This window comes from Methylobacterium sp. Leaf117 (assembly GCF_001422985.1).
Taxonomy (GTDB): Bacteria; Pseudomonadota; Alphaproteobacteria; order Rhizobiales; family Beijerinckiaceae; genus Methylobacterium.
The window spans coordinates 817,941-838,821 of record NZ_LMNL01000001.1 but is presented as its reverse complement, the minus strand read 5'-3'; the positions used below and the strand labels follow the sequence as shown (position 1 = coordinate 838,821).

Here is a 20,881-nt window from a genome sequence, read left to right as displayed (position 1 = left end):
TGGCTCGAGATCTTGCTGGGCTYGAGATYTTGCTGGGCTTGGGCTGCGATTTAATCCGGCTCTCCACGTGCCTGGTCGCACGTCATGGCGGAAAGACGATCCCTATATTGGTTTCAGACGCAGAGAAACGGGCCGCCAGGACGGTTCGTACTGCAGAAGGAAACCAGAACCCATGATCAAGACCCGTATCGCCGCCCTCGCCACCGCCCTTGTCCTTGGCGTTGCTCCGATCTCGTCGGCCATGGCCTATGATACCCCGTCGCGTTACACCGCCTTCTCGCCCTATGACGTCGAGACCACCGGGTCCCTCGACGGACGCGGCCTCTCGCCCCTGCGTCACCCCTCCCATTGCCCGATGAGCTCGGCCGCCGAAGGCAACGCCAACCAGCAGAACTTCCCGACCCAGCAATACGGCCAGACCTCGGGCGGAAACCGCTGCTGATCGGCAGGAGCGGGATCACCCGATGCTGCTGAGAGGCTTCTCCTACGCCATGATCGCCGCCTTCGCCGGCGGCCTCGCCTTCACGGTGATCGGCTCGACCCAGGCCCTCCTGAACCTGTAGCCGACCCGACCAAATCCGACCCGACCCGCACCTCGACACCCCGCCCGGCTCGCGCCGCGGCGGGGTTCTTGTTCGCGTCGGCCCCGGCGACCCATCAGCTCCGGGCCAACACCAGCTCCGCGAACCAAACCCGTCATTCCGGGGCGCCGCAAGCGAGCCCGGAATCTAGAACCGCGACTGGGCTCGAAGAAGCGCTGGCGCAGCCGTACGATCGGCGCATCATTGACCCGTCGGCGCATCATTGACCCGNATAACGTCGTGGGCTCACGAATAGTTTCAGACCAAATCCGACCCGACCCGCACCTCGACACCCCGCCCGGCTCGCGCCGCGGCGGGGTTCTTGTTCGCGTCGGCCCCGGCGACCCATCAGCTCCGGGCCAACACCAGGGCGAGGTTGTTAGCCGGCAGATCGAGACGGGTCTCCAGGCGCAGGCCGTGCCGTGCGGCGAGGTCCGCCACGGTCTCGAGATCGCGGACGCCCCAGCGGGCGTCCCGCCTCCTCAGGTCTGCGTCGAAGGCGGCGTTGCTCTCCGTCGTGTGCCGGCCGTTCTCCCGGAAGGCGCCGTAGAGGAACAGCACGCCGCCCGGCGCCAGGAGCCGGGCGCTGCCCCCCATCAGACCCTCGGTGGCGGGCCAGGGCGCGATGTGGATCATGTTGATGCACAGGATCGCGTCGGCGCGGGCGATCGGCCAGGTCGCGGCGGACGCGTCGAGATCGACGGACGGCCGCAGGTTGGTCAGGCCGGCGGCCCTCGCATGCGCGTCGATGCTGCGGCGATGGGTGGGGTCCGGGTCGCTCGGCTGCCAGGCGAGGCCGGGCAGCGCGGCCGCGAAATGCACCACGTGCTCGCCCGATCCGCTGGCGATCTCCAGCACCGTGCCGGCGCCGGGCAGGACGCCGCGCAGCACGTCGAGGATCGCCGCCCGGTTGCGAGCGACCGCCGGCGCGACCAGCGCGTCCCCGTTTCGATCCCAATCCGTCATCGTACCCGCTCCTGTCCGCGTGTCGCGCGTCATTCCAAATTCGCAACCCTCGCGCAAACGATCCCGTACGGCTGTTGCATCTCGGCGCCGGAGGCATCACACACGACCCAGATTTTCGGGCCGTTCGCCTTGTCACCGTCCAGGTGTCGCGAGGTGAAGCGCCGGCATTCATCGCCGCCGTCCGTGATCATCACAGCAACAAGGACAACGCTATGAAGACGCGCGCCGCGGTCGCGTGGGAGGCCAAGAAGCCTCTTACCATCGAGACGATCGACATCGAAGGACCCAAGGCCGGCGAGGTTCTCGTCGAGCTGATGGCCACCGGCATCTGCCACACCGATGCCTACACCCTGTCGGGCCTCGATTCCGAGGGCAAGTTCCCGGCGATCCTCGGCCACGAGGGCGCGGGCATCGTCCGCGAGGTCGGCGCCGGCGTCACGGCGCTGAAGCCGGGCGACCACGTCATCCCGCTCTACACCCCGGAATGCCGCAATTGTAAGTCCTGCCTGTCACAGCGCACCAACCTGTGCACCGCGATCCGCGCGACGCAGGGCCAGGGCGTGATGCCCGACGGCACCAGCCGCTTCTCCTGCGTCTCCACCGGCGGCAGCCCGGGCGGGTCGAACACCGTGTATCACTACATGGGCTGCTCGACCTTCTCGAACTTCACGGTCCTGCCGGCGATCGCCCTGGCGAAGATCCGCGAAGACGCTCCCTTCGACAAGATCTGCTACATCGGCTGCGGCGTCACCACCGGCATCGGCGCGGTGATCTACACCGCCAAGGTCTGGCCCGGTGCCAACGTGGTGGTGTTCGGTCTCGGCGGCATCGGCCTCAACGTGCTGCAGGCCGCCCGGATGGTGGGCGCCGACAAGATCATCGGCGTCGACATCAATCCGGACAAGCAGGAGATGGCGCGTAAGTTCGGCATGACCCACTTCATCAACCCGAAGGAGGTCGGCAACGATCACGTCGTCGCGGCGATCCTCGATGCGACCGGCGGCGGCGCCGATTTCTCGTTCGACTGCACCGGCAACGTCAACGTGATGCGCCAGGCCCTCGAGTGCTGCCATCGCGGTTGGGGCGAGTCGATCGTCATCGGCGTGGCCGAGGCCGGCAAGGAGATCTCGACCCGTCCGTTCCAGCTCGTCACCGGCCGCGTCTGGAAGGGCTCGGCCTTCGGCGGCGCCCGCGGCCGCACCGACGTGCCGAAGATCGTCGACTGGTACATGGACGGCAAGATCAACATCGACGACCTGATCACCCACACCATGCCGCTCGAGGACATCAACCACGGCTTCGACCTCATGCACGAGGGCAAGTCGATCCGGTCGGTGGTGGTTTACTAGGATCGGGCTCGGTCCATCCCCTCCCCTCCGCGGGGGAGGGGCACGCCCCTGCACGTTCTCTCGGTGACCCACCCCATGCCCCGGAGCGGGGCCAGCCCTCGGACAGGAGATCACGGTCCATGGAAACCATCTCGAAGGCCCGCGCCCACGGCGGCACGCAGGGCGTCTACAAGCACGATGCGCAGACGACGGGCTGCCCGATGACCTTCGCGGTGTTCGTGCCGCCGCAGGCCGAGGCCGGTCCGGTTCCGGTGCTGTGGTACCTGTCGGGCCTCACCTGCACCCACGCCAACGTCATGGACAAGGGCGAGTACCGCAAGGCGGCGGCCGAGCACGGCGTCATCATCGTGGCGCCCGATACCAGCCCGCGCGGCCCCGGCATTCCCGACGAGGAGGGCAACTGGCAGTTCGGCTCCGGCGCCGGCTTCTACCTCGACGCCACCCAGGCGCCCTACGCCACCAACTACCGGATGTGGAGCTACGTGACGGAGGAGCTGCCCGCCCTCATCGCCAAGGAATTCCCGGCCGACATGACGCGCCAGGGCATCTTCGGCCATTCCATGGGTGGCCACGGCGCGCTGACCATCGCCCTCACCTACCCCGAGCGCTTCAAGTCGTGCTCGGCCTTCGCGCCGATCGCCCAGCCCTCCACGGCCGGATGGTCGAAGCCCGCTTTCGAGAAGTACCTCGGCACCGACACCGCGGCGTGGCGTGCCCACGATGCCACGGCGCTGATCGAGGACGGCAGGCGCTTCCCGGAGTTCCTGGTCGACCAGGGCACCGCCGACAGCTTCCTCGACGACGGTCTGCGTCCGTGGCTGCTGGAAGAGGCCTGCAAGAAGGCCGGCATCGCCCTGACCCTCAACATGCGCGAGGGCTACGACCACTCGTACTACTTCATCTCGACCTTCATGGCCGACCACATCGCCTGGGCGGCGGCGCGCCTCAAATAGGCCGCCGGCCGATGCGCGGGCTCCGGTCCGCGCATCGGCGCCCTCCCCCCGAGGCCTCGATGGCTCCCTGAGTTCCCGTCCTAAAACTTCTGCCCTGAGTCCCCGTCCCATGGGTTTCCTACCCGCCGCCGCGTCGATGCCCGACCGGGGCGACGCGTGACCGTCACCGTCATTCTCGCCCTGGTGCCGATCGCCCTGCTGATCGCCCTCGGGATGGTGCTGCGCCGGAGCGGGCTGGTGGCGGAGACCTTCTGGGGTCAGGCCGAACGCCTCGGCTACTACGTGCTGCTGCCGTCGCTGTTCGTCCACGGCCTCGCCACCGCCCGCCTCGACGGGGTCCCGGTCTTCGCACTGGCCGGCGTCCTCGTGGCCTCGACCCTGATGGTGGCCGGCCTCCTGCTGGCCTTGCGGCCGAGGCTCGGCCTCGACGGGGCCGCCTTCACCTCGGTGTTCCAGGGCGGCGTGCGCTTCAACAACTACGTCGGCGTCTCGGCGGCGGCGGGGGTCTTCGGCGCGCAGGGCATCGCCCTCGCGGCGGTGGCCAACGCCGCCATCGTGCCGACCGTCAACATCCTGTGCGTCCTGGTCTTCGCCCGGTACGGCTCGGCCGGCCGGCTCGCCCCGGGGTCGGTGGCCCGGCAGCTCGCGCTGAATCCGCTGGTCGTCGCCTGCCTGATCGGCATCCTCCTGCAGGCCGGCGGCCTCGGCCTGCCGCCCGGCCTGGAGCCGATGCTGAAGGCCCTCGGCCAGGCCTCCCTCCCCCTCGGGCTGCTCTGCGTCGGCGCGGCCCTCGATCCCGCCACGGTGCGGACCTGGCTGCGGCCGGTCCTGATCGCCTCGGCGGCCAAGTTCATCCTGATGCCGGCCGTGACCATCCTGGCCTGCCGCGTCGCCGGCCTGCACGGGCCGGCCGCCGCGACCGCGCTGCTGTTCCAGTCGCTGCCGACCGCCTCCTCGTCCTACATCATGGCGCGCCAGCTCGGCGGTGATGCGCCCCTGATGGCCGGCATCCTCGCCCTGCAGACGGTACTGGCCGGCCTCGCCATCCCGCTGGTGCTGCTGATCCTGGAGCGGTTCACCGCCTGATCGGGCATCAGGCGGCGTAGCGGGCCAAAGCGAGGTCGGCATGGTCGATCTCGGGCGCGCGTTCGGACAGGAGATCGGCGAGAACCCGGCCCGAGCCGCAGGCCATGGTCCAGCCGAGGGTGCCGTGCCCGGTGTTGGTGTAGAGGTTGGCGTAGCGCGTTGCGCCGACGATCGGTGTCCCGTCCGGCGTCATCGGGCGCAGACCGGTCCAGAACCGCGCTGCCCCGAGGTCGCCGCCGTTCGGGAACAGGTCGCGCACGCAATGCTCGAGGGTGGCCCGCCGCGGCGGCCGCAGGGCATCGCTGAAACCCGCCAGTTCGGCGGTGCCGCCCACCCGGATGCGGTCGCCCAGGCGGGTCACCGCCACCTTGAAGGTCTCGTCCATCACGGTGGAGACCGGTGCGCCCTCCGGGTTCGTCACCGGTAAGGTCAGCGAGTAGCCCTTCACCGGGTAGATCGGCAGGCGCAGGCCGAGGGGATGCAGCAGCGCCGCGGTGAAGGAGCCCATGGCGGCCACGTAGGCGTCGGCCTGGAGGGTGTCGGCGCCGCAGACGACACCCGTGACCCGATCGCCCTCGGTCCGAAGCCCGTCGATGCGGGTCCCGTAGCGGAAGCGCACGCCGAGACCTTCGCACAGGGCCGCGAGGCGCTGCGTGAACAGGTGCGCATCGCCGGTCTCGTCGCCCGCAAGGCGGAGGCCGCCGACGAACTTGGCCTGAACCCCGGCGAGCGCCGGCTCGGCGGCGATGCAGCCGGCCGGGTCCAGCACCGTGTAGGCGACGCCGTAGGTGTCGAGCACGCGGGTGTCGTCGCCGATATGGTCGAGCTGCTTCCGGGTGCGGAAGAGCTGCAGCGTGCCGCCGGTGCGATGGTCGTAGGCGATGCCGGTCTCGGTGCGCAGGTCGCGCAGGACGTCGCGGCTATACTCCGCGAGGCGGACCATGCGGCCCTTGTTGCGGGTGTAGGCCTCCTCGGTGCAGTTCGCGAGCATGCGCGCCAGCCAACCGTAGAAGCGCGGTTCGACGGAGGGCCACAGCACCAGGGGCCGGTGGCGCATCATCAGCCATCTCATCGCCTTGATGGGGATGCCGGGCGCCGCCCAGGGCGCCGAGTAGCCCGGCGAGACCTGGCCCGCATTGGCGAAGCTGGTCTCCATCCCGGCGGCGGGCTGACGGTCCACCACCGTGACGGCGTGGCCCGCCTTGGCGAGGTAATAGGCCGTGGTGACGCCGACGACGCCGCTTCCGAGAACCAGGACCCGCATCCGACCGTCTCCCCTCCGGAAATCCCGCCCCGGGGATCGCGTGGGCGATGCACGCGCAGGGCCAGGGTGAACCGGGCCGCTCGAGCCGACGGGATCACGCGCCACAGAAATACCGAATCGTGCGAGCGTTGCTGCCAACCTTTCGCAGATCATGCGATCATGTGCTCTGTCAGCGCACGATCCTGCACTTCTTCGGCCGATCGTTGTGGGAGCTTGGAAACGGACATGCCGGCGGACGAGATCGATGCCGCGATCCTGCGAATCCTGCGTGAGGAGGCGCGCATTCCGAACGCGGCTCTCGCCAAACGCGTCGGGCTCTCGGCCTCCGCCTGCCTGCGACGCCTGCGCCTCCTGGAGCGCGACGGGACGATCCGGGGCTACACCGTGCTCCTCGACGGGCCCGGCTCGGCGGGCCTGGTGGTCATGACCCGGATCGCGCTGGAGCGGCAGACGGAGGAGTGCCTCAACCGCTTCGAGGCCGCCGTTCGCCGATGCCCCGACATCCAGGACTGCCACCTGATGACCGGCGATTCGGATTACCTGCTGAAGATCCGGGTCGCCGACATGGCGGAGTACGAGCAGCTGCACCGTGCGGTGCTGTCGAAGCTGCCCGGGGTCGCCCGCATCCAATCAAGCTTCACCATCCGCACCGTGGTCGGCCGGTAGAGGCCCGCGGACGAGCGCGAAATCGCCCCAGCCGCCCTGGTCCGGCGATCCGCAGAACACTAGTTGGCTAACCAACTCGTTCGGTGGCGGAGTCCGGGATGCTGGGGTGGTTCAAGGCGTTGATGCCGCGCGAGGATCGGTTCTTCGATCTGTTCGAGCGGCACTCGCGGACATTGGTGGCCGGGGCCGAGGCGCTCGAGAATGTCCTTCGGGGCGGCGAGGCGGTTCCGGGTTACTGCCAGCAGGTCGTTGCCCACGAGGACGAGGCGGACGCGATCACCGCCGAGGTCCTGCTCGCGGTCCGCCGCAGCTTCATCACGCCGTTCGACCGGGGGGACATCAAGGACCTGATCCAGTCGATGGACGATGCCATCGACCAGATGAACAAGACCGTGAAGACGATCGCGCTCTACGAAGTGCGGACCTTCGATCCGCTGATGCGCGAGATGGGCGGGACCGTGATCGAGGCGGCCCGCCTGACCGCCGAGGCGATCCCGCTTCTCAGCGCCATCGGCACCCATGCGGCGCGGATCAACACGCTGACCGAGGCGATCACCCGGGTCGAAGGCCGTTCGGACGAGATGCAGGAGCGCGGGTTGAAGGCCCTCTACCAGGCGCATCGCAAGGATGGCGGTGACGGCGACACCATGGCCTACCTCATCGGCGCCGAGATCTACGGCCACCTCGAGGACGTGGTCGACCGGTTCGAGGACGTCGCCAATGAAATCAGCGGCATCGTGATCGAGAACATTTAGGGCATCCGATGACAGAGGCCACCGCGCTCGCCCTGCCCGCTCTCGTCGGCCTGATCGCCGTGGCGCTGGTCTTCGATTTCCTCAACGGCCTGCACGACGCGGCCAATTCCATCGCCACCATCGTGTCGACCCGCGTGCTGCGCCCGCAATATGCGGTGCTGTGGGCGGCGTTCTTCAACTTCATCGCGTTCCTGTTCTTCGGTCTGCACGTGGCCCAGACCCTCGGGACCGGCATTGTCGATGCCGGCATCATCGACCCGCAGGTGATCTTCAGTGCGCTGGTGGGCGCTATCGCGTGGAACGTCGTCACCTGGATCTTCGGCATCCCGTCCAGTTCCTCGCATGCCCTGGTCGGTGGCCTCATCGGGGCGGGCATGGCCAAGGCGGGGTTCGACGCAGTGGTCTGGAGCGGTCTCACCAAGACGGCCGCCGCCATCGTGCTGTCGCCCCTTATCGGTTTCCTGCTGGCCCTCGTGCTGGTGCTCGCGGTGTCGTGGCTGTGCGTGCGGTCGACGCCGTTCGTGGTCGACCGGCGCTTCCGCGCCCTGCAGTTCGTCTCGGCCTCGCTCTACTCCCTCGGGCACGGCGGCAACGACGCGCAGAAGACCATGGGGATCATCGCGGTGCTGCTCTACTCGCAGGGGCATCTCGGCGGCGCGTTCCACGTGCCGCTCTGGGTGGTGATCGCGTGCCAGTCCGCCATGGCGCTCGGCACGCTGTTCGGCGGTTGGCGCATCGTCCACACGATGGGCTCGAAGATCACCCGGCTGAACCCGATGCAGGGCTTCTGCGCCGAGACCGGCGGGGCGATCACGCTGTTCACCGCGACCTGGCTCGGAGTGCCGGTCTCGACCACCCACACCATCACGGGCGCGATCATCGGCGTCGGCGCCGCGCGCCGGACCTCTGCGGTGCGCTGGGGCGTTGCCAGCAATATCGTCGTCGCCTGGGTCCTGACCCTGCCGGCCGCCGCCGGGATCGGGGCCGCCTGCTACGGCCTGACCGCCCTGGTGCGATGACGAGGGACGAAGCCCCCTTGCGGGGGCCGGATGCGACATGAGCCAGGATGCACGATGCCCCAGACGGTCGTTTCCGACCTGCAGCGCCAGCAACCGCCCGGGACCGAACCGCCCGGGACCGACAAGTCCCGCTCCCGCCGGAGCGGAAAGAGCCAGGTCTTCCTCGTGGCGGTGAAGCAGCGGCGCGAGCCTCTGCGCGTCTATGCGGTTCGGGCCGCCTCCCAGGACGAGGCCCTGGGCATCGTGGCGGCGGCCAACCCGGAAGGCGCTGCGATCGAGGCCGCCGGACGCCTCTCGAAGAAGCTGGCGCGGCCGCTCAAGCTCAAGCCCGAGGTGCCGCACCCGATCTGAAAGGCCGAGGCCCCGTCAGCGCGGGCCGCACACAGCCGTGTCGGTGTAGAGCACTACGTCGCCCTGCTTTGGGTTGTTGACGGTGAACGGAGCTGTATCCCGGCGGGGCAGGAAGCCGCGGCCGAGTTCGCGATCGAAGAAATCGTGCCCGATCTCCATGTAGCAGCGGTCGAGAACGGCGGTGTAGCGTAGGGCCGTCTGGACCGCCGGAGGGCCGAAAGCCGCCGGATCGCCGTCGCCGCGTCCGTATGGGGCGCAGTAACCGGCGAGGTCCAGGCCCCCGGGGCCGGACAGCCGGATCGCCCGGGACGTTCCAGGACGGATCGTGAAGGACGGGCCGCCCGCCTGGCTGCCGACCAACACCAGGGGCGAGCGGTTGTAGACGTGCCGGATGCAGTCGGCGCTGGCCGTGCCGGCCCCGACGATCAGGGCCGCCATCGGCACCGCCACCCGGCCGATCCACCGAAATCCCTTTTGCATCGCGCACCTTCGCTGTGAGGTCCCTGGCGGAGAGCTAGGGCACGTGTCCGTCCGCGACGAGATGGCTCAAGGGAGCCCCGGCTCGCGCTCTTCGGAAGGCCGAAGCGCTGCGGGGCCTCGATGGTTCCCGGAGACCCCTCGGTCGCGGTAGCGGATGGTTAGCGCGAGAATCGGCCGCATCCGGGTGAGGCACAGGCGTGTGCGAGCGAGCACATCGTTCCGCCGGGGCGGGCAGTCTGGAGAAATTCCAGGGACCAAGACGACGAGTTCTGCGTTCACATCCGACATGCCATTTCGGGATGCGGCTCCGCCCCCGGGATGGGATCGTCCGAGGCCGGCATCCGGTCCCACTGTCAGGCTGCGTTGTTCTTGCGACATCCTCGTTTCGGGCGCCCCGCCGTCAGCTCCATTCTCCAACAGATGCAGAGATCGCCATGTCGAGTCGTGGAGAAAAGTCTAGTCTCCAAGAGAAGGCCAGTCCCGGAGAGAAGGCCAGTTTCCGGGAGAAGGCCAGTGCTGGAGAGAATGACGTGAGTCGACGCGACGTGATGGCCGGTGCGACGGCCTGTGCAGCTCTGGCGGCGGTGCCGTCCCGGGCCGGTGCCGAATCCCGCCCCGAGGCCGGTCCCAAGGCTGGTCCCTTGTCCGGCCCGGACAAGCCGGTGATGGCGAAGGTCTCGCTGACGGTGAACGGCCAGCGCCGGGATCTGGACCTCGACACCCGCACCAGCCTGCTCGACGCCGCGCGCGAGCACCTGCACCTGACCGGTTCGAAGAAAGGCTGCGACCACGGCCAGTGCGGCGCCTGCACCATGATCGTCGATGGCCGACGCATCAATTCCTGCCTGACCCTCGCGGTCATGCATCAGGGCTCGGAGATCACCACCATCGAGGGTCTGGGCCAGCCAGACGCCCTGCACCCGATGCAGGCCGCCTTCATCAAACATGACGGCTACCAGTGCGGCTACTGCACGCCGGGCCAGATCTGCTCCGGCGTCGCGGTGCTCGCCGAGATCAAGGCCGGTATCCCGAGCCACGTCACCGTCGATCTGAACGCACCGATGCAGGTCACCGACGCCGAGATCCGCGAGCGCATGAGCGGCAACATCTGCCGCTGCGGCGCCTATTCCAACATCGTCGAAGCGATGACCGAAGTCGCGGGGAAGCAGGCATGAAGTCCTTCACGTACGAGCGCCCGGCCTCCGCCGCCGAGGCGGCCGCCGCCGTTGCCCGCAACCCGAACGCCAAGTTCATTGCCGGCGGCACCAACCTTCTCGATCTGATGAAGCTGCAGATCGAGACCCCGACCCATCTCGTGGACGTCAATGGCCTCGGCATGGATCAGATCGAGCCCACTCCCGAGGGCGGTCTTCGCGTCGGCGCCCTGGTGCGCAACACCGATCTCGCCTCCGATGCCCGGGTGCGCAAGGACTACGCCGTGCTAAGCCGGGCGCTGCTGGCTGGCGCGTCGGGCCAGCTCCGCAACAAGGCGACCACGGCCGGCAACCTCCTGCAGCGCACCCGCTGTCCGTATTTTTACGACACGGCCCAGGCCTGCAACAAGCGCCAGCCGGGCTCGGGCTGCTCGGCCCTGGACGGTGTCTCGCGCCAGCTCGCCGTGATCGGCGCGAGCGAGGCCTGCATCGCCACCCATCCGGGCGACATGGCGGTGGCCATGCGGGTGCTCGACGCCACCGTCGAGACCGTGAACGCCAAGGGCGCGACGCGCACCATTCCGATGGCCGAGTTCCACCGCCTGCCGGGCGACCGGCCGGAGGTCGACACCACGCTGGCACCGGGCGAGCTGATCACCGCGGTGACGCTGCCCAAGCCCCTCGGCGGCGCCCATATCTACCGCAAGGTCCGCGACCGGGCCTCCTATGCTTACGCGCTGGTGTCGGTGGCGGCGGTGGTGCAGCCGGACGGCTCCGGCCGGGCGGCCTTCGGCGGCGTGGCGCACAAGCCGTGGCGGGTGGAAGCCGCCGAGGGCGAGATGGCGCGCGGTGCCAAGGCGGTGACCGCCCGGGCCTTCGACGGGGCCAAACCCACTCACGACAATGCCTACAAGCTGACCTTGGCCGAGCGCACCCTCTCGGCGGCGCTGACCGAAGCGAGGGCCTAGAGCCATGAAGTTCGACACCCCCGCGGGGCAGAACCCGATCGACCAGCTCAAGCTCGTCGGCAAGGCCACCGACCGCATCGACGGCAAGTACAAGACCACCGGTACGGCAGCCTATGCCTATGAGCGCCACGACGTCGCGGCGAACCAGGCCTATGGCTACGTGCTCGGCGCCGGCATCGCCAAGGGGCGGGTGCGCGCCATCGACACCGCGGCCGCCAAGCGCGCGCCCGGCGTCGTCGCCATCGTGACCACCCTCGACATGCCGAAGCTCGGCCTCGGCAAGATGAACGCCGCGAACCTCTTCGGCGGCGCGGAGATTCAGCACTACCATCAGGCGATCGCCGTGGTGGTGGCCGAGACCTTCGAGCAGGCACGGGCCGCCGCCTTCCTGGTCAAGGTCGATTATGCCCGAGAGGCCGGCCAGTTCGACCTCGCTGCGGTGGCGCCCTCGGCCAAGCCGGTCCCGGGCGACAGCGGTGAGGGGAGCAGCAGCGGCGGCGAGGACCGGGCGGGTGATTTCGAGGGCGCTTTCGCGAAGGCCCCCGTCACGTTCGACGAGACCTACACGACGCCCGACGAGAGCCACGCCATGATGGAGCCGCACGCCACCATCGCGGCCTGGGAGGGCGACAAGCTCACCCTGTGGACCTCCAACCAGATGATCGCCTGGACCAAGGGCAGCATCGCCAAGATCCTGAACATCCCGGCGGAATCCGTGCGGATCGACTCGCCCTATATCGGCGGCGGGTTCGGCGGCAAGCTGTTCGTACGCTCCGACGCGGTGGTGGCGGCCCTGGCCGCCAAGGCTGCCGGTCGCCCGGTCAAGGTCGCGCTGACGCGTCCGCTGGTGGCCAACAACACCACGCACCGTCCGGCGACCATCCAGCGCATCCGCATCGGCGCGACTCCGGACGGCACGATCACCGCCATCGCGCACGAGAGCACCTCGGGCAACCTCCCGCAGGGCAAGCCCGAGACGGCGGTCGACCAGACCAAGCTCCTGTATGCGGGCGCCAACCGCCTGACGGGCATGAAGCTCGCGCATCTCGATCTGCCGGAAGGCAATTCGATGCGGGCGCCCGGCGAGGGGCCTGGCTTGATGGCCCTGGAGGTCGCCATGGACGAGATGGCGGAGAAGCTGGGCATGGACCCGGTGGCCTTCCGCATCCGCAACGACACCCAGGTCGATCCGGGCCACCCGGAGCGTCCGTTCTCGCACCGGAATCTCGTTGGCTGCCTCGAGCGCGGGGCGGAGGCTTTCGGCTGGTCGAAGCGGAACCCGAAGCCGGGACAGGTTCGGGACGGGCGCTGGCTCGTGGGCATCGGCATGGCCGCCGGCTTCCGCAACAACCTGCTGATGAAATCGGGCGCGCGCGTCCGGCTCGGCCGCGATGGCGTGGTCACGGTCGAGACGGACATGACCGATATCGGCACCGGCAGCTACACCATCATCGCCCAGACGGCGGCGGAGATGATGGGCGTTGCCCTCGACAAGGTGGTGGTGCGCCTCGGCGACTCGGATTTCCCGGTCTCGGCTGGCTCCGGCGGTCAGTTCGGCGCCAACAATTCGACGGCGGGCGTCTACGCGGCCTGCGTGAAGCTGCGCGAGGCGGTGGCCCAGCGCCTCGGCTTCAACTCGGCCGATGCCGCCTTCGCCGACGGCGAGGTCCGCTCGGGCAACCGGACCGAAGCGCTGGCGAAGGCAGCCGGCGACGGCGAACTCGTGGCCGAGGATTCGATCGAGTACGGCGATCTCGCCAAGAAGCAGCAGCAATCGACCTTCGCGGGCCACTTCGTCGAGGTCGGCGTCGACGTCGACACGGCGGAGATCCGGGTCCGGCGCATGCTGGCGGTGTGCGCGGCCGGCCGCATCCTCAATCCGAAATCGGCGCGCAGCCAGGTCATCGGCGGCATGACCATGGGGGTCGGCGCTGCCCTGATGGAGGAACTCGCGGTCGACACCAAGCGGGGCTTCTTCGTCAATCACGATCTGGCCGGATACGAAGTGCCGGTGCATGCCGACATCCCGCATCAGGAGGTGATCTTCCTCGACGAGGTCGATCCGCAATCCTCGCCGATGAAGGCCAAGGGCGTCGGCGAACTCGGCATCTGCGGCGTCGGCGCGGCGGTGGCCAACGCGGTCTACAACGCCACCGGCGTGCGGGTGCGGAGCTACCCGATCACCCTCGATAAGCTGCTCGGGCAGATGCCGGACGCCGCCTGACCCGAGCCTTGGCGCGCGGGCGGTCGCGGCATTCGCTGCGGCGGCCGCCATGGATTTTCAATCGTGGCAGGTCGCGGGCGGGTGCGCTGCCCAAGCCGTGCGCCGAGGCCGGCCCGGATCTGCGTCGTCAGGTCCGCCGAAAACGCAACGCCCACGTGCAACAAGCTCCGTGTCCGGGCGTTGGCCCGATACGAACCACGGAGGCAAGATCATGATCGTTGGATTCATTCCTGTCGCGCTTCTGGGTGCTCTGGGCGGCTCTGCGCTGATGTGGTCGCACGGCCTTCTCGAAGCCGTCATCGCGGCTCCGCTCGGCGGAAGCCTCGCCGTTCTCGGCGCCGCAGCCGTCACACTGGCGCGCGGAGCGTTAGACGCGGGACCACGCCGCCCCGCACGAGTGAATGCCCACTTCCTCTCGACGTGGCGGGCGTCGGCCCACGTCTGATCGCCGATCGCACCACAACCAGAGGGTGATTCCCCCGTCGGAACAGAGCGTTCCGGCGGGGTTCTGTTTGGGCGATCCGGTCCGTCGCCCTAGCTGTGGATCACCTTCCCGTACGCATCGAGCACGCTCTCGTGCATCATCTCGCTGAGCGTCGGGTGCGGGAAGACCGTGTGCATCAGGTCTTCCTCGGTGGTCTCCAGGTTCATGGCGACGACGTAGCCCTGGATCAGCTCGGTGACTTCGGCGCCGACCATGTGGGCGCCGAGGAGCTGGCCGGTCTTGGCGTCGAAGATGGTCTTCACCAGGCCGTCCGGTTCGCCGAGCGCGATGGCTTTGCCGTTGCCCGCGAACGGGAAGCGGCCGACCTTGACGGCGAAACCCTGCTCCTTCGCCTTGGCCTCGGTGAGGCCCACGGAGGCGATCTGAGGCTGGCAATAGGTGCAGCCGGGGATCTTGGCCTTGTCCATGGCGTGGGTAAGCAGGCCCTTGATCGTTTCGACGCACAGCACGCCCTCGTGCTCGGCCTTGTGAGCAAGCATCGGCGGGCCGGCGACGTCGCCGATGGCGTAGAGGCCCGGCACGTTGGTGCGGCCGAGCCCGTCGGTCACCACGATGCCGCGCTCGATGGTAACGCCGAGCGCTTCGAGGCCGATGCCCTCGATGTTGCCGACGACGCCCACCGCCGAAATCAGCTTCTCCGCCGTCAGTTGCTGGGACTTGCCGTCCCCCGTCTCGATCGTCGCCGTCACGGCGTCGGCGGATTTCTCCACCTTCGTCACCTTGGCGCCGGTGAGGATCTTGATGCCCTGCTTCTCGAAGCGCTTGCGGGCGAGGCCTGAAATCTCCGTATCCTCGACGGGGAGGATCTGCGGCAGCAGCTCGATCACCGTCACCTCGGCGCCCATGGTGCGGTAGAACGAGGCGAATTCGATGCCGATGGCGCCGGAGCCCATCACCAGCAGGCTCTTCGGCATGGTCTCGGGCACCATGGCCTCGTAGTAGGTCCAGATCTGCTTCTTGTCCGGCTCGATGCCGGGGATCGCGCGGGGCCGCGCGCCGGTGGCGACGATGATGTGCTTGGCGGAATACGAGCCGGCCGCCAGCGCGCCCTTCGGGGCCGGGGCGCGGGTGGTCTCCTTGACGGTGACCTGGCCGGGCTGGTTGCCCTTGGCGGAGGCCGTCACGGTGGCCTCGCCCCAGATCACGTCGACCTTGTTCTTCTTCAGCAGCATGCCGACGCCGCCGTTGAGGCGGCTCGAAACTCCGCGCGAGCGCTTGACGATCGCGGCCGTGTCGAACCCGACCTTCTCGGCCGACAGCCCGTAATCGGCGGCGTGCTGCATGTAGTGGTAGATCTCGGCCGAGCGCAGCAGGGCCTTCGTCGGGATGCAGCCCCAGTTCAGGCAGATGCCGCCGAGATGCTCGCGGTCGATTACCGCCGTCTTGAACCCGAGCTGCGCCGCCCGGATCGCCGCCACGTAGCCGCCGGGGCCGGCGCCGATGATGAGGATGTCATAGGTGTCGGCCATCGGGCGCTCCTACGTCCTCCACGCTCTGGGAGGGACCGGGGTGAGGGTGGTTCAGCCGTATTCGCCTAGCGGTCTCTGCGTTCCGCCTAGACCAGCATCCCCATCGGGTTCTCGATCAGGGCCTTGAACGCCGAGATCAGCTCGGCACCCAGCGCACCGTCGAGGACGCGGTGGTCGCAGGAGAGGGTCGCGGTCATCACCTGCGCCACGGCCGGGGCGCCGTCGCGCACCACGATGCGCTTCTCGCCGGCCCCCACCGCGAGGATCGAGGATTGCGGCGGATTGATCACCGCGGTGAAGTGCTTGATGCCGAACATGCCGAGGTTGGACACGGAGGTGACGCCGCCCTGGTATTCCTCGGGCTTCAGCTTCTTGGCCCGCGCCCGGGCGGCGAAATCCTTCATCTCGTTGGAGATGGAGGAGAGCGTCTTCTGGTCGGCCCGGCGGATCACCGGCGTGAACAACCCGCCGTCGATCGCCACCGCGACGCCGACCTCGGCATTGTCGAACCGCAGGATGCGGTCCTCGGCCCAGACCGCGTTGGCGGCCGGCACCCGCATGAGGGCGAGGCCCATCGCCTTGATGACGAAGTCGTTGACCGAGAGCTTGAACAGCGGCTTGCCGTCCTTGGTCTTGCCCGCGCTGCTGTTCAGCTGCTCGCGCAGGGCCATCAGGGCGTCGAGTTCGCAATCCACCGTGAGGTAGAAGTGCGGCGCCACCTGCATCGCCTCGGTCAGGCGCTTGGCGATGGTCTTGCGCATCCCGTCCAGCGGCACCTCCTCGAAGGTGCCCTTCGGGTAGAAGCCGCGGACCTGATCGACGGTGAGGCCGACCGGTGCCGCCGCCTTGGCGGGCGCCGGGGCGGCCGGCGCGGCGGCGGCCTTCGGCGTGTCGACCGCCTTCGGGGCAGCCTCGGCTGGTTTGCCGGTGCCTGCGGCGAGCGCTGCGCGGACGTCGCGCTCGATCACCCGCCCGCGCGGACCGGAGCCCGTCACCGCGCCGAGATCGACGCCCTCCTGCTTGGCGATTCGGCGGGCCAGCGGCGAGGCGAAGACGCGCCCGCTCTCGGACGTCGCGCCCCCCGTGTTGCCCCCCGTGTTGCCACCCTCGGGCTTGGCGTCGCGAGGCTGGGCGCCGTCCGGCGCCTCGTTGACGCGGGCATACGCCATCGTGCCGCCGCCGGGCGTCGCGTTCGCGGCGGCATCCGTTTTCGCGGATTCGGCCTTCGGAGCTTCAGCCGCCCCGCCGCCGCCGGAGGCCTGCACGCCGGCGGGGTCCTCGCCATCCGTCGCGATGATGGCGATCAGGTCGTTCACCGGCACGTCGGCGGTGCCCTCCGCCACCAGGATCTTGGCCAGGATGCCCTCGTCGATGGCCTCGACCTCCATCGTCGCCTTGTCGGTCTCGATCTCGGCGAGCACGTCGCCGGACTTGATCGCGTCGCCCTCCTTCTTGAGCCACTTGGCGAGGGTGCCCTTCTCCATCGTGGGCGACAGGGCGGGCATCAGGACGTTGATGGGCATGGGGTGAAGATCCTGAGCGTCAGCGGTCGGTGGCGGGCGGCGTCAAAGGGCGGCGGTCAGTTCAGAATCGGTGCGTCGGGGTCGAGGCTTTCGGCTTCGAAGCCGGCGCCGATGCGGGCGAAAGCCTCGTCCTCGGACATCTCGGTCTCCAGCGCGTAGACCCGCGCCGCCTGCCGGGCGAGGTCGGCCAGCAGGCGGCCCCAGGTCGCCGGATCGTCGAACGAGCGCCGCAGCGCGATGCTCACCGCGCCGTCGACGACGCTGGCCCGCAACACTTCGATGCCACCGTTCTCGATGGCATCCGGCGGGGCGGAGAGTTCTTCGAATTTCTGGGTCATCATCTCGTCTCCGGTCTCTCCCCGGACCGGGAAGAGTTGGAGGGGAACGCGCAACGCCCTCAGCGGTAGCAGACGGCCTTCACCGCCTCGATCACCTCGGCGACGTTGGGCAGCGCAAGCTTCTCGAGATTGGCGGCGTAGGGCATCGGCACGTCCTTGCCGGTGACGCGCAGGACCGGGGCATCGAGGTAGTCGAAGGCATCGACCATCAGGCGGGCCGAGATTTCGGCGCCGATGCCCGATTGCGGGAAACCCTCCTCCACGGTGACGCAGCGGCCGGTCTTCTTGACCGATTCCACCACCGTCTCGGTGTCCATCGGGCGAAGCGTCCGAAGGTCGATCACCTCCGCCTCGATGCCCTCCTCGGCCAGCGCCTGCGCCGCCTTCAGGGCGTAGGTCATGCCGATCGAGAACGACACGATGGTCACGTCCTTGCCGGTGCGGTGGACCCGGGCCTTGCCGATCGGCAGGACGAAATCGTCGAGCTTCGGCACCGGGAAGCTCTGGCCGTACAGGATCTCGTTTTCCAGGAAGATGATCGGGTTCGGGTCGCGGATCGCGGCCTTGAGCAGCCCCTTGGCGTCGGACGCGGTGTAGGGCGCGATCACCTTGAGGCCGGGGACGTTGGAGTACCAGGCCGAGTAGTCGTGGCTGTGCTGGGCGCCGACGCGGGCCGCCGCGCCATTCGGGCCGCGGAACACGATGGGGCAGCCGAGCTGACCGCCGGACATGTAGAGGGTCTTGGCCGCCGAGTTGATGATGTGGTCGATCGCCTGCATGGCGAAATTGAAGGTCATGAATTCGACGATCGGCCGCAGGCCCGTGAATGCGGCGCCGACGCCGATGCCGGCGAAGCCGTGCTCGGTGATCGGGGTGTCGACCACGCGGCGGGCGCCGAACTCCTGCAGCAGCCCCTGCGTGATCTTGTAGGCGCCCTGGTACTCGGCGACCTCCTCGCCCATCACGAAGACGGCGTCGTCGCGGCGCATCTCCTCCGCCATGGCGTCGCGCAGGGCCTCGCGGACGGTCGTGGTCACCATCTCGGTGCCCTCGGGGAATTCCGCCATCACGGGCGCGGGCGCCTTGTTGGTGATGGTGGCGGGGGCGGCCGGGGCCTTGGGCGCATCGTCCGCGGTCTTGGCGCTCGGCGCCGGCCTCTCGGCCTGGCCCTCCGCCTGCATGTCGGGTGCAGGCGCCGCCTGTGCCGGGGCATCGGCCTTCGGGGCGCCGCCACCCGCCGCGGCGGCCGAGACGTCCTCGCCCTCGGCGGCGATGACGGCGATCGGCGTGTTGACCTTCACGCCCTCGGTGCCTTCCGCGATCAGGATCTTGGCCAGAATGCCTTCGTCGATGGCCTCGACCTCCATCGTCGCCTTGTCGGTCTCGATCTCGGCGAGCACGTCGCCGGATTTGACCGCGTCGCCCTCGTTCTTGAGCCACTTGGACAGCTTGCCCTCCTCCATCGTGGGAGACAGGGCAGGCATCAGGATGTCGGTCGCCATGGAATGCTCGTCGATCGAGGATGAGGCGGTCAGCCCTTCGGAGGCAGGGGCGCGGCCGCGCATGCGGGACGCGGCCCCCGTCTCCGACACGTGATGGGTCTCAGGCGCGGGCTTCCAGCAGGATGTCGGTCCACAGCTCGGAGGGGTCCGGCTCGGGATCGTGCGTGGCGAACTCGGCGGATTCGTTGACGGTCTCGCGCACCTTGGCGTCCGTGGTCTTGAGGTCGGCTTCCGGCACCCCGTGCATCTCGATCAGGCGCTTGCGCACCATCTCGATGGGGTCGTGCTCCTCGCGCATCTTCGAGACCTCGTCCTTGGTCCGGTACTTGGCCGGATCGGACATCGAGTGGCCGCGATAGCGGTAGGTCTGCATCTCGAGAATGTAGGGACCCTCGCCCGAACGGGCGTGCTCGATCGCCCGGGTGGCGGCCTCGCGCACGGTGCGGACGTCCATGCCGTCGACCTGCTCGCCGGGAATGCCGAAGGAAATGCCGCGCCGCGAGAAGTCGGTCTGTGCCGAGGCCCGGGCCACCGACGTGCCCATGGCGTAGCGGTTGTTCTCGATCACGTAGACCACGGGCAGCTTCCACAGCTGCGCCATGTTGAAGCTCTCGTAGACCTGGCCCTGGTTGGCCGCGCCGTCGCCCATGTAGGTCAGGCTGACATTGCCGTTCTTCTTGTAGGCGTCGGCGAAGGCGAGACCGGTCCCGAGGGAGACCTGGGCGCCGACGATGCCGTGGCCGCCGAAGAACTGCTTCTCGCGGGAGAACATGTGCATCGAGCCGCCCTTGCCGCGGCTGTAGCCGCCGCGCCGGCCGGTCAGCTCGGCCATGACCCCCTTCGGGTCCATGCCGCAGGCCAGCATGTGGCCGTGGTCGCGATAGCCGGTGATGACCTGGTCGCCGTCGACCGAGGCCATCTGCATGCCGATCACGACCGCTTCCTGGCCGATATAGAGGTGGCAGAACCCGCCGATCAGGCCCATGCCGTAGAGCTGGCCGGCCTTCTCCTCGAAGCGCCGGATCAGCAGCATCTCGTGATAGGCGTGGAGGTCTTCCTCGCGGGTGAACTGGGGGGAATTCGCAGCCGGGGCATGGATCTCGGCCGGGCTCGCGGCCCCGCCGGACTGGCCCGTCTTCGCAGGTTCGCTGCTCTCCGGCGGACGTGTGTCGGAGGCGGCTCGGCCTGCATCCTTCGCGGCAACCATCGGCGGACTCCCCGGGGAACATCTGTTCTCATCGGCGTTCTAGGACACGCCCTTCGGGAAAGCGAGGCCGGCATCCCGACAGAACCGGGAAGTTGTCAGGCGGGGCCGGGATGGTTTCGCCGCGCTGTCCCGTGTCGCCGCGGGGGTCAGGGATCGATGATGACCACGTCGTTGGCATGGACACGGCCGAGCATGACCCGGGCGCGCTCCTCCAGGAGGTCGCGGTCGATCTGATCGCTGCGCAGCAGGGCCACCCGATGCTCCCAGATCGCCCGGTCGGCCTTCGCGGCGTTCAGTTCCTGGTTCAGGGCCCGGGCCTGGACCTTGAGGGCGCGCTTGGCCTCGAGGCCGCGATTCCCGCTCTCGGCCTGATGCACGAAGAAGCCCACGACGAGGCCCGACACGGCGTAGAGGCCGAGGGGCATCAGAACAGCACGGACACGACGACGGACCACCATGCGGGCACGATGCGCGCGTACGGTTAAGGAAGTCCTGACGCGACGATGAGGCTGGGCCATAAT

Annotated in this window: 21 protein-coding genes; 12 read left to right on the top strand and 9 right to left on the bottom strand. The window is 68.8% G+C overall.

From position 1 onward, the window contains the following. Positions 1-175 precede the first annotated feature (175 nt). Positions 176-442: a hypothetical protein gene (locus ASF57_RS03790; RefSeq protein ID WP_056180498.1), complete on the top strand. Its 267-nt coding sequence runs from the start codon at positions 176-178 to the stop codon at positions 440-442. Between the two features lie 487 nt (positions 443-929). Here the strand turns inward: ASF57_RS03790 and ASF57_RS03785 are convergent, their stop codons facing one another. After that, positions 930-1,547: a DUF938 domain-containing protein gene (locus tag ASF57_RS03785; protein ID WP_056480265.1), complete on the bottom strand. Its 618-nt coding sequence runs from the start codon at positions 1,545-1,547 to the stop codon at positions 930-932. Positions 1,548-1,759: 212 nt separating this feature from the next. Between ASF57_RS03785 and ASF57_RS03780 the strand changes: the two genes are divergently transcribed. From ASF57_RS03780 to ASF57_RS03770, 3 genes are all read left to right on the top strand, one after another. Then, positions 1,760-2,896 carry an S-(hydroxymethyl)glutathione dehydrogenase/class III alcohol dehydrogenase gene (locus tag ASF57_RS03780; RefSeq protein WP_056180501.1) on the top strand — a complete coding sequence of 379 codons (1,137 nt, stop codon included), beginning with the start codon at positions 1,760-1,762 and terminating at the stop codon, positions 2,894-2,896. 119 nt (positions 2,897-3,015) lie between these two features. Further along, positions 3,016-3,849, top strand: coding sequence for an S-formylglutathione hydrolase (fghA, locus tag ASF57_RS03775; RefSeq protein WP_056480027.1), 834 nt, complete (start codon positions 3,016-3,018; stop codon positions 3,847-3,849). A gap of 156 nt (positions 3,850-4,005) precedes the next feature. After that, a complete protein-coding gene (locus ASF57_RS03770) occupies positions 4,006-4,935 on the top strand; it encodes an AEC family transporter (protein WP_156375933.1) in 930 nt (309 codons plus the stop codon). A 7-nt stretch (positions 4,936-4,942) separates the two neighbouring features. Here the strand turns inward: ASF57_RS03770 and ASF57_RS03765 are convergent, their stop codons facing one another. Beyond that, positions 4,943-6,199 (bottom strand): D-amino acid dehydrogenase, encoded by a 1,257-nt coding sequence (locus ASF57_RS03765; RefSeq protein WP_056480024.1) that lies wholly within the window; start codon positions 6,197-6,199, stop codon positions 4,943-4,945. Between the two features lie 225 nt (positions 6,200-6,424). Here ASF57_RS03765 and ASF57_RS03760 point away from each other — a divergent pair, with 225 nt between their 5' ends. From ASF57_RS03760 to ASF57_RS26700, 4 genes are all read left to right on the top strand, one after another. Beyond that, a complete protein-coding gene (locus ASF57_RS03760) occupies positions 6,425-6,865 on the top strand; it encodes an Lrp/AsnC family transcriptional regulator (protein ID WP_056180150.1) in 441 nt (146 codons plus the stop codon). Positions 6,866-6,963: 98 nt separating this feature from the next. Further along, positions 6,964-7,620: a DUF47 domain-containing protein gene (locus ASF57_RS03755; RefSeq protein WP_056480259.1), complete on the top strand. Its 657-nt coding sequence runs from the start codon at positions 6,964-6,966 to the stop codon at positions 7,618-7,620. Between the two features lie 8 nt (positions 7,621-7,628). Further along, positions 7,629-8,639, top strand: coding sequence for an inorganic phosphate transporter (locus ASF57_RS03750; RefSeq protein ID WP_056180155.1), 1,011 nt, complete (start codon positions 7,629-7,631; stop codon positions 8,637-8,639). 54 nt (positions 8,640-8,693) lie between these two features. Beyond that, positions 8,694-8,990, top strand: coding sequence for a hypothetical protein (locus ASF57_RS26700; RefSeq protein WP_056480020.1), 297 nt, complete (start codon positions 8,694-8,696; stop codon positions 8,988-8,990). A gap of 15 nt (positions 8,991-9,005) precedes the next feature. Here the strand turns inward: ASF57_RS26700 and ASF57_RS03740 are convergent, their stop codons facing one another. Continuing rightward, positions 9,006-9,470 carry a hypothetical protein gene (locus tag ASF57_RS03740; protein WP_056480017.1) on the bottom strand — a complete coding sequence of 155 codons (465 nt, stop codon included), beginning with the start codon at positions 9,468-9,470 and terminating at the stop codon, positions 9,006-9,008. Between the two features lie 548 nt (positions 9,471-10,018). On the opposite strand from ASF57_RS03740, the gene paoA reads away from it, so the two are divergent. The 4 genes from paoA (at position 10,019) to ASF57_RS25355 (ending at position 14,261) form a co-directional block, all read left to right on the top strand. Beyond that, a complete protein-coding gene (gene paoA, locus ASF57_RS03735; RefSeq protein WP_056480014.1) occupies positions 10,019-10,645 on the top strand; it encodes an aldehyde dehydrogenase iron-sulfur subunit PaoA in 627 nt (208 codons plus the stop codon). Further along, entirely contained in the window at positions 10,642-11,592 is a 951-nt protein-coding gene (locus tag ASF57_RS03730; RefSeq protein WP_056480011.1) for a xanthine dehydrogenase family protein subunit M, read from the top strand. The genes paoA and ASF57_RS03730 overlap by 4 nt, the downstream gene beginning before the upstream one ends. Positions 11,593-11,596: 4 nt before the next feature. After that, on the top strand, positions 11,597-13,816 hold the full coding sequence (gene paoC / locus ASF57_RS03725; protein ID WP_056480008.1) for an aldehyde oxidoreductase molybdenum-binding subunit PaoC: 2,220 nt from the start codon (positions 11,597-11,599) through the stop codon (positions 13,814-13,816). A 211-nt stretch (positions 13,817-14,027) separates the two neighbouring features. Continuing rightward, positions 14,028-14,261 carry a hypothetical protein gene (locus ASF57_RS25355; protein ID WP_156375932.1) on the top strand — a complete coding sequence of 78 codons (234 nt, stop codon included), beginning with the start codon at positions 14,028-14,030 and terminating at the stop codon, positions 14,259-14,261. Positions 14,262-14,350: 89 nt separating this feature from the next. Here ASF57_RS25355 and lpdA read toward each other — a convergent pair whose 3' ends face one another. The 6 genes from lpdA to ASF57_RS03695 form a co-directional block, all read right to left on the bottom strand. Then, positions 14,351-15,790, bottom strand: a complete 1,440-nt coding sequence (gene lpdA / locus ASF57_RS03720; protein ID WP_056480005.1) for a dihydrolipoyl dehydrogenase — start codon at positions 15,788-15,790, stop codon at positions 14,351-14,353. An 86-nt stretch (positions 15,791-15,876) separates the two neighbouring features. Continuing rightward, positions 15,877-17,313: a pyruvate dehydrogenase complex dihydrolipoamide acetyltransferase gene (locus tag ASF57_RS03715; protein WP_056480002.1), complete on the bottom strand. Its 1,437-nt coding sequence runs from the start codon at positions 17,311-17,313 to the stop codon at positions 15,877-15,879. Between the two features lie 56 nt (positions 17,314-17,369). Next, positions 17,370-17,651 carry a DUF5076 domain-containing protein gene (locus ASF57_RS03710; protein WP_056180508.1) on the bottom strand — a complete coding sequence of 94 codons (282 nt, stop codon included), beginning with the start codon at positions 17,649-17,651 and terminating at the stop codon, positions 17,370-17,372. Between the two features lie 59 nt (positions 17,652-17,710). Then, positions 17,711-19,153, bottom strand: a complete 1,443-nt coding sequence (locus tag ASF57_RS03705) for a pyruvate dehydrogenase complex E1 component subunit beta (protein ID WP_056480256.1) — start codon at positions 19,151-19,153, stop codon at positions 17,711-17,713. Between the two features lie 100 nt (positions 19,154-19,253). Continuing rightward, positions 19,254-20,360, bottom strand: coding sequence for a pyruvate dehydrogenase (acetyl-transferring) E1 component subunit alpha (gene pdhA / locus ASF57_RS03700; RefSeq protein ID WP_056479999.1), 1,107 nt, complete (start codon positions 20,358-20,360; stop codon positions 19,254-19,256). Between the two features lie 146 nt (positions 20,361-20,506). After that, on the bottom strand, positions 20,507-20,818 hold the full coding sequence (locus ASF57_RS03695; protein ID WP_055953008.1) for a septum formation initiator family protein: 312 nt from the start codon (positions 20,816-20,818) through the stop codon (positions 20,507-20,509). Between the last annotated feature and the right edge of the window lie 63 nt (positions 20,819-20,881).

What these genes read in the sequence shown, in the direction of transcription:
- ASF57_RS25355 (WP_156375932.1), top strand. Translation starts at nt 14,028, where the DNA reads ATGATCGTTGGATTCATTCCTGTCGCGCTTCTGGGTGCTCTGGGCGGC.
- pdhA (WP_056479999.1), bottom strand. Translation starts at nt 20,360, where the DNA reads ATGGTTGCCGCGAAGGATGCAGGCCGAGCCGCCTCCGACACACGTCCG.
- ASF57_RS03765 (WP_056480024.1), bottom strand. Translation starts at nt 6,199, where the DNA reads ATGCGGGTCCTGGTTCTCGGAAGCGGCGTCGTCGGCGTCACCACGGCC.
- ASF57_RS03780 (WP_056180501.1), top strand. Translation starts at nt 1,760, where the DNA reads ATGAAGACGCGCGCCGCGGTCGCGTGGGAGGCCAAGAAGCCTCTTACC.
- ASF57_RS03730 (WP_056480011.1), top strand. Translation starts at nt 10,642, where the DNA reads ATGAAGTCCTTCACGTACGAGCGCCCGGCCTCCGCCGCCGAGGCGGCC.
- ASF57_RS03740 (WP_056480017.1), bottom strand. Translation starts at nt 9,470, where the DNA reads ATGCAAAAGGGATTTCGGTGGATCGGCCGGGTGGCGGTGCCGATGGCG.
- ASF57_RS03715 (WP_056480002.1), bottom strand. Translation starts at nt 17,313, where the DNA reads ATGCCCATCAACGTCCTGATGCCCGCCCTGTCGCCCACGATGGAGAAG.
- ASF57_RS26700 (WP_056480020.1), top strand. Translation starts at nt 8,694, where the DNA reads ATGCCCCAGACGGTCGTTTCCGACCTGCAGCGCCAGCAACCGCCCGGG.
- ASF57_RS03755 (WP_056480259.1), top strand. Translation starts at nt 6,964, where the DNA reads ATGCTGGGGTGGTTCAAGGCGTTGATGCCGCGCGAGGATCGGTTCTTC.
- ASF57_RS03750 (WP_056180155.1), top strand. Translation starts at nt 7,629, where the DNA reads ATGACAGAGGCCACCGCGCTCGCCCTGCCCGCTCTCGTCGGCCTGATC.
- paoC (WP_056480008.1), top strand. Translation starts at nt 11,597, where the DNA reads ATGAAGTTCGACACCCCCGCGGGGCAGAACCCGATCGACCAGCTCAAG.
- fghA (WP_056480027.1), top strand. Translation starts at nt 3,016, where the DNA reads ATGGAAACCATCTCGAAGGCCCGCGCCCACGGCGGCACGCAGGGCGTC.
- ASF57_RS03710 (WP_056180508.1), bottom strand. Translation starts at nt 17,651, where the DNA reads ATGACCCAGAAATTCGAAGAACTCTCCGCCCCGCCGGATGCCATCGAG.
- ASF57_RS03760 (WP_056180150.1), top strand. Translation starts at nt 6,425, where the DNA reads ATGCCGGCGGACGAGATCGATGCCGCGATCCTGCGAATCCTGCGTGAG.
- lpdA (WP_056480005.1), bottom strand. Translation starts at nt 15,790, where the DNA reads ATGGCCGACACCTATGACATCCTCATCATCGGCGCCGGCCCCGGCGGC.
- ASF57_RS03695 (WP_055953008.1), bottom strand. Translation starts at nt 20,818, where the DNA reads ATGGTGGTCCGTCGTCGTGTCCGTGCTGTTCTGATGCCCCTCGGCCTC.
- paoA (WP_056480014.1), top strand. Translation starts at nt 10,019, where the DNA reads ATGGCCGGTGCGACGGCCTGTGCAGCTCTGGCGGCGGTGCCGTCCCGG.
- ASF57_RS03785 (WP_056480265.1), bottom strand. Translation starts at nt 1,547, where the DNA reads ATGACGGATTGGGATCGAAACGGGGACGCGCTGGTCGCGCCGGCGGTC.
- ASF57_RS03705 (WP_056480256.1), bottom strand. Translation starts at nt 19,153, where the DNA reads ATGGCGACCGACATCCTGATGCCTGCCCTGTCTCCCACGATGGAGGAG.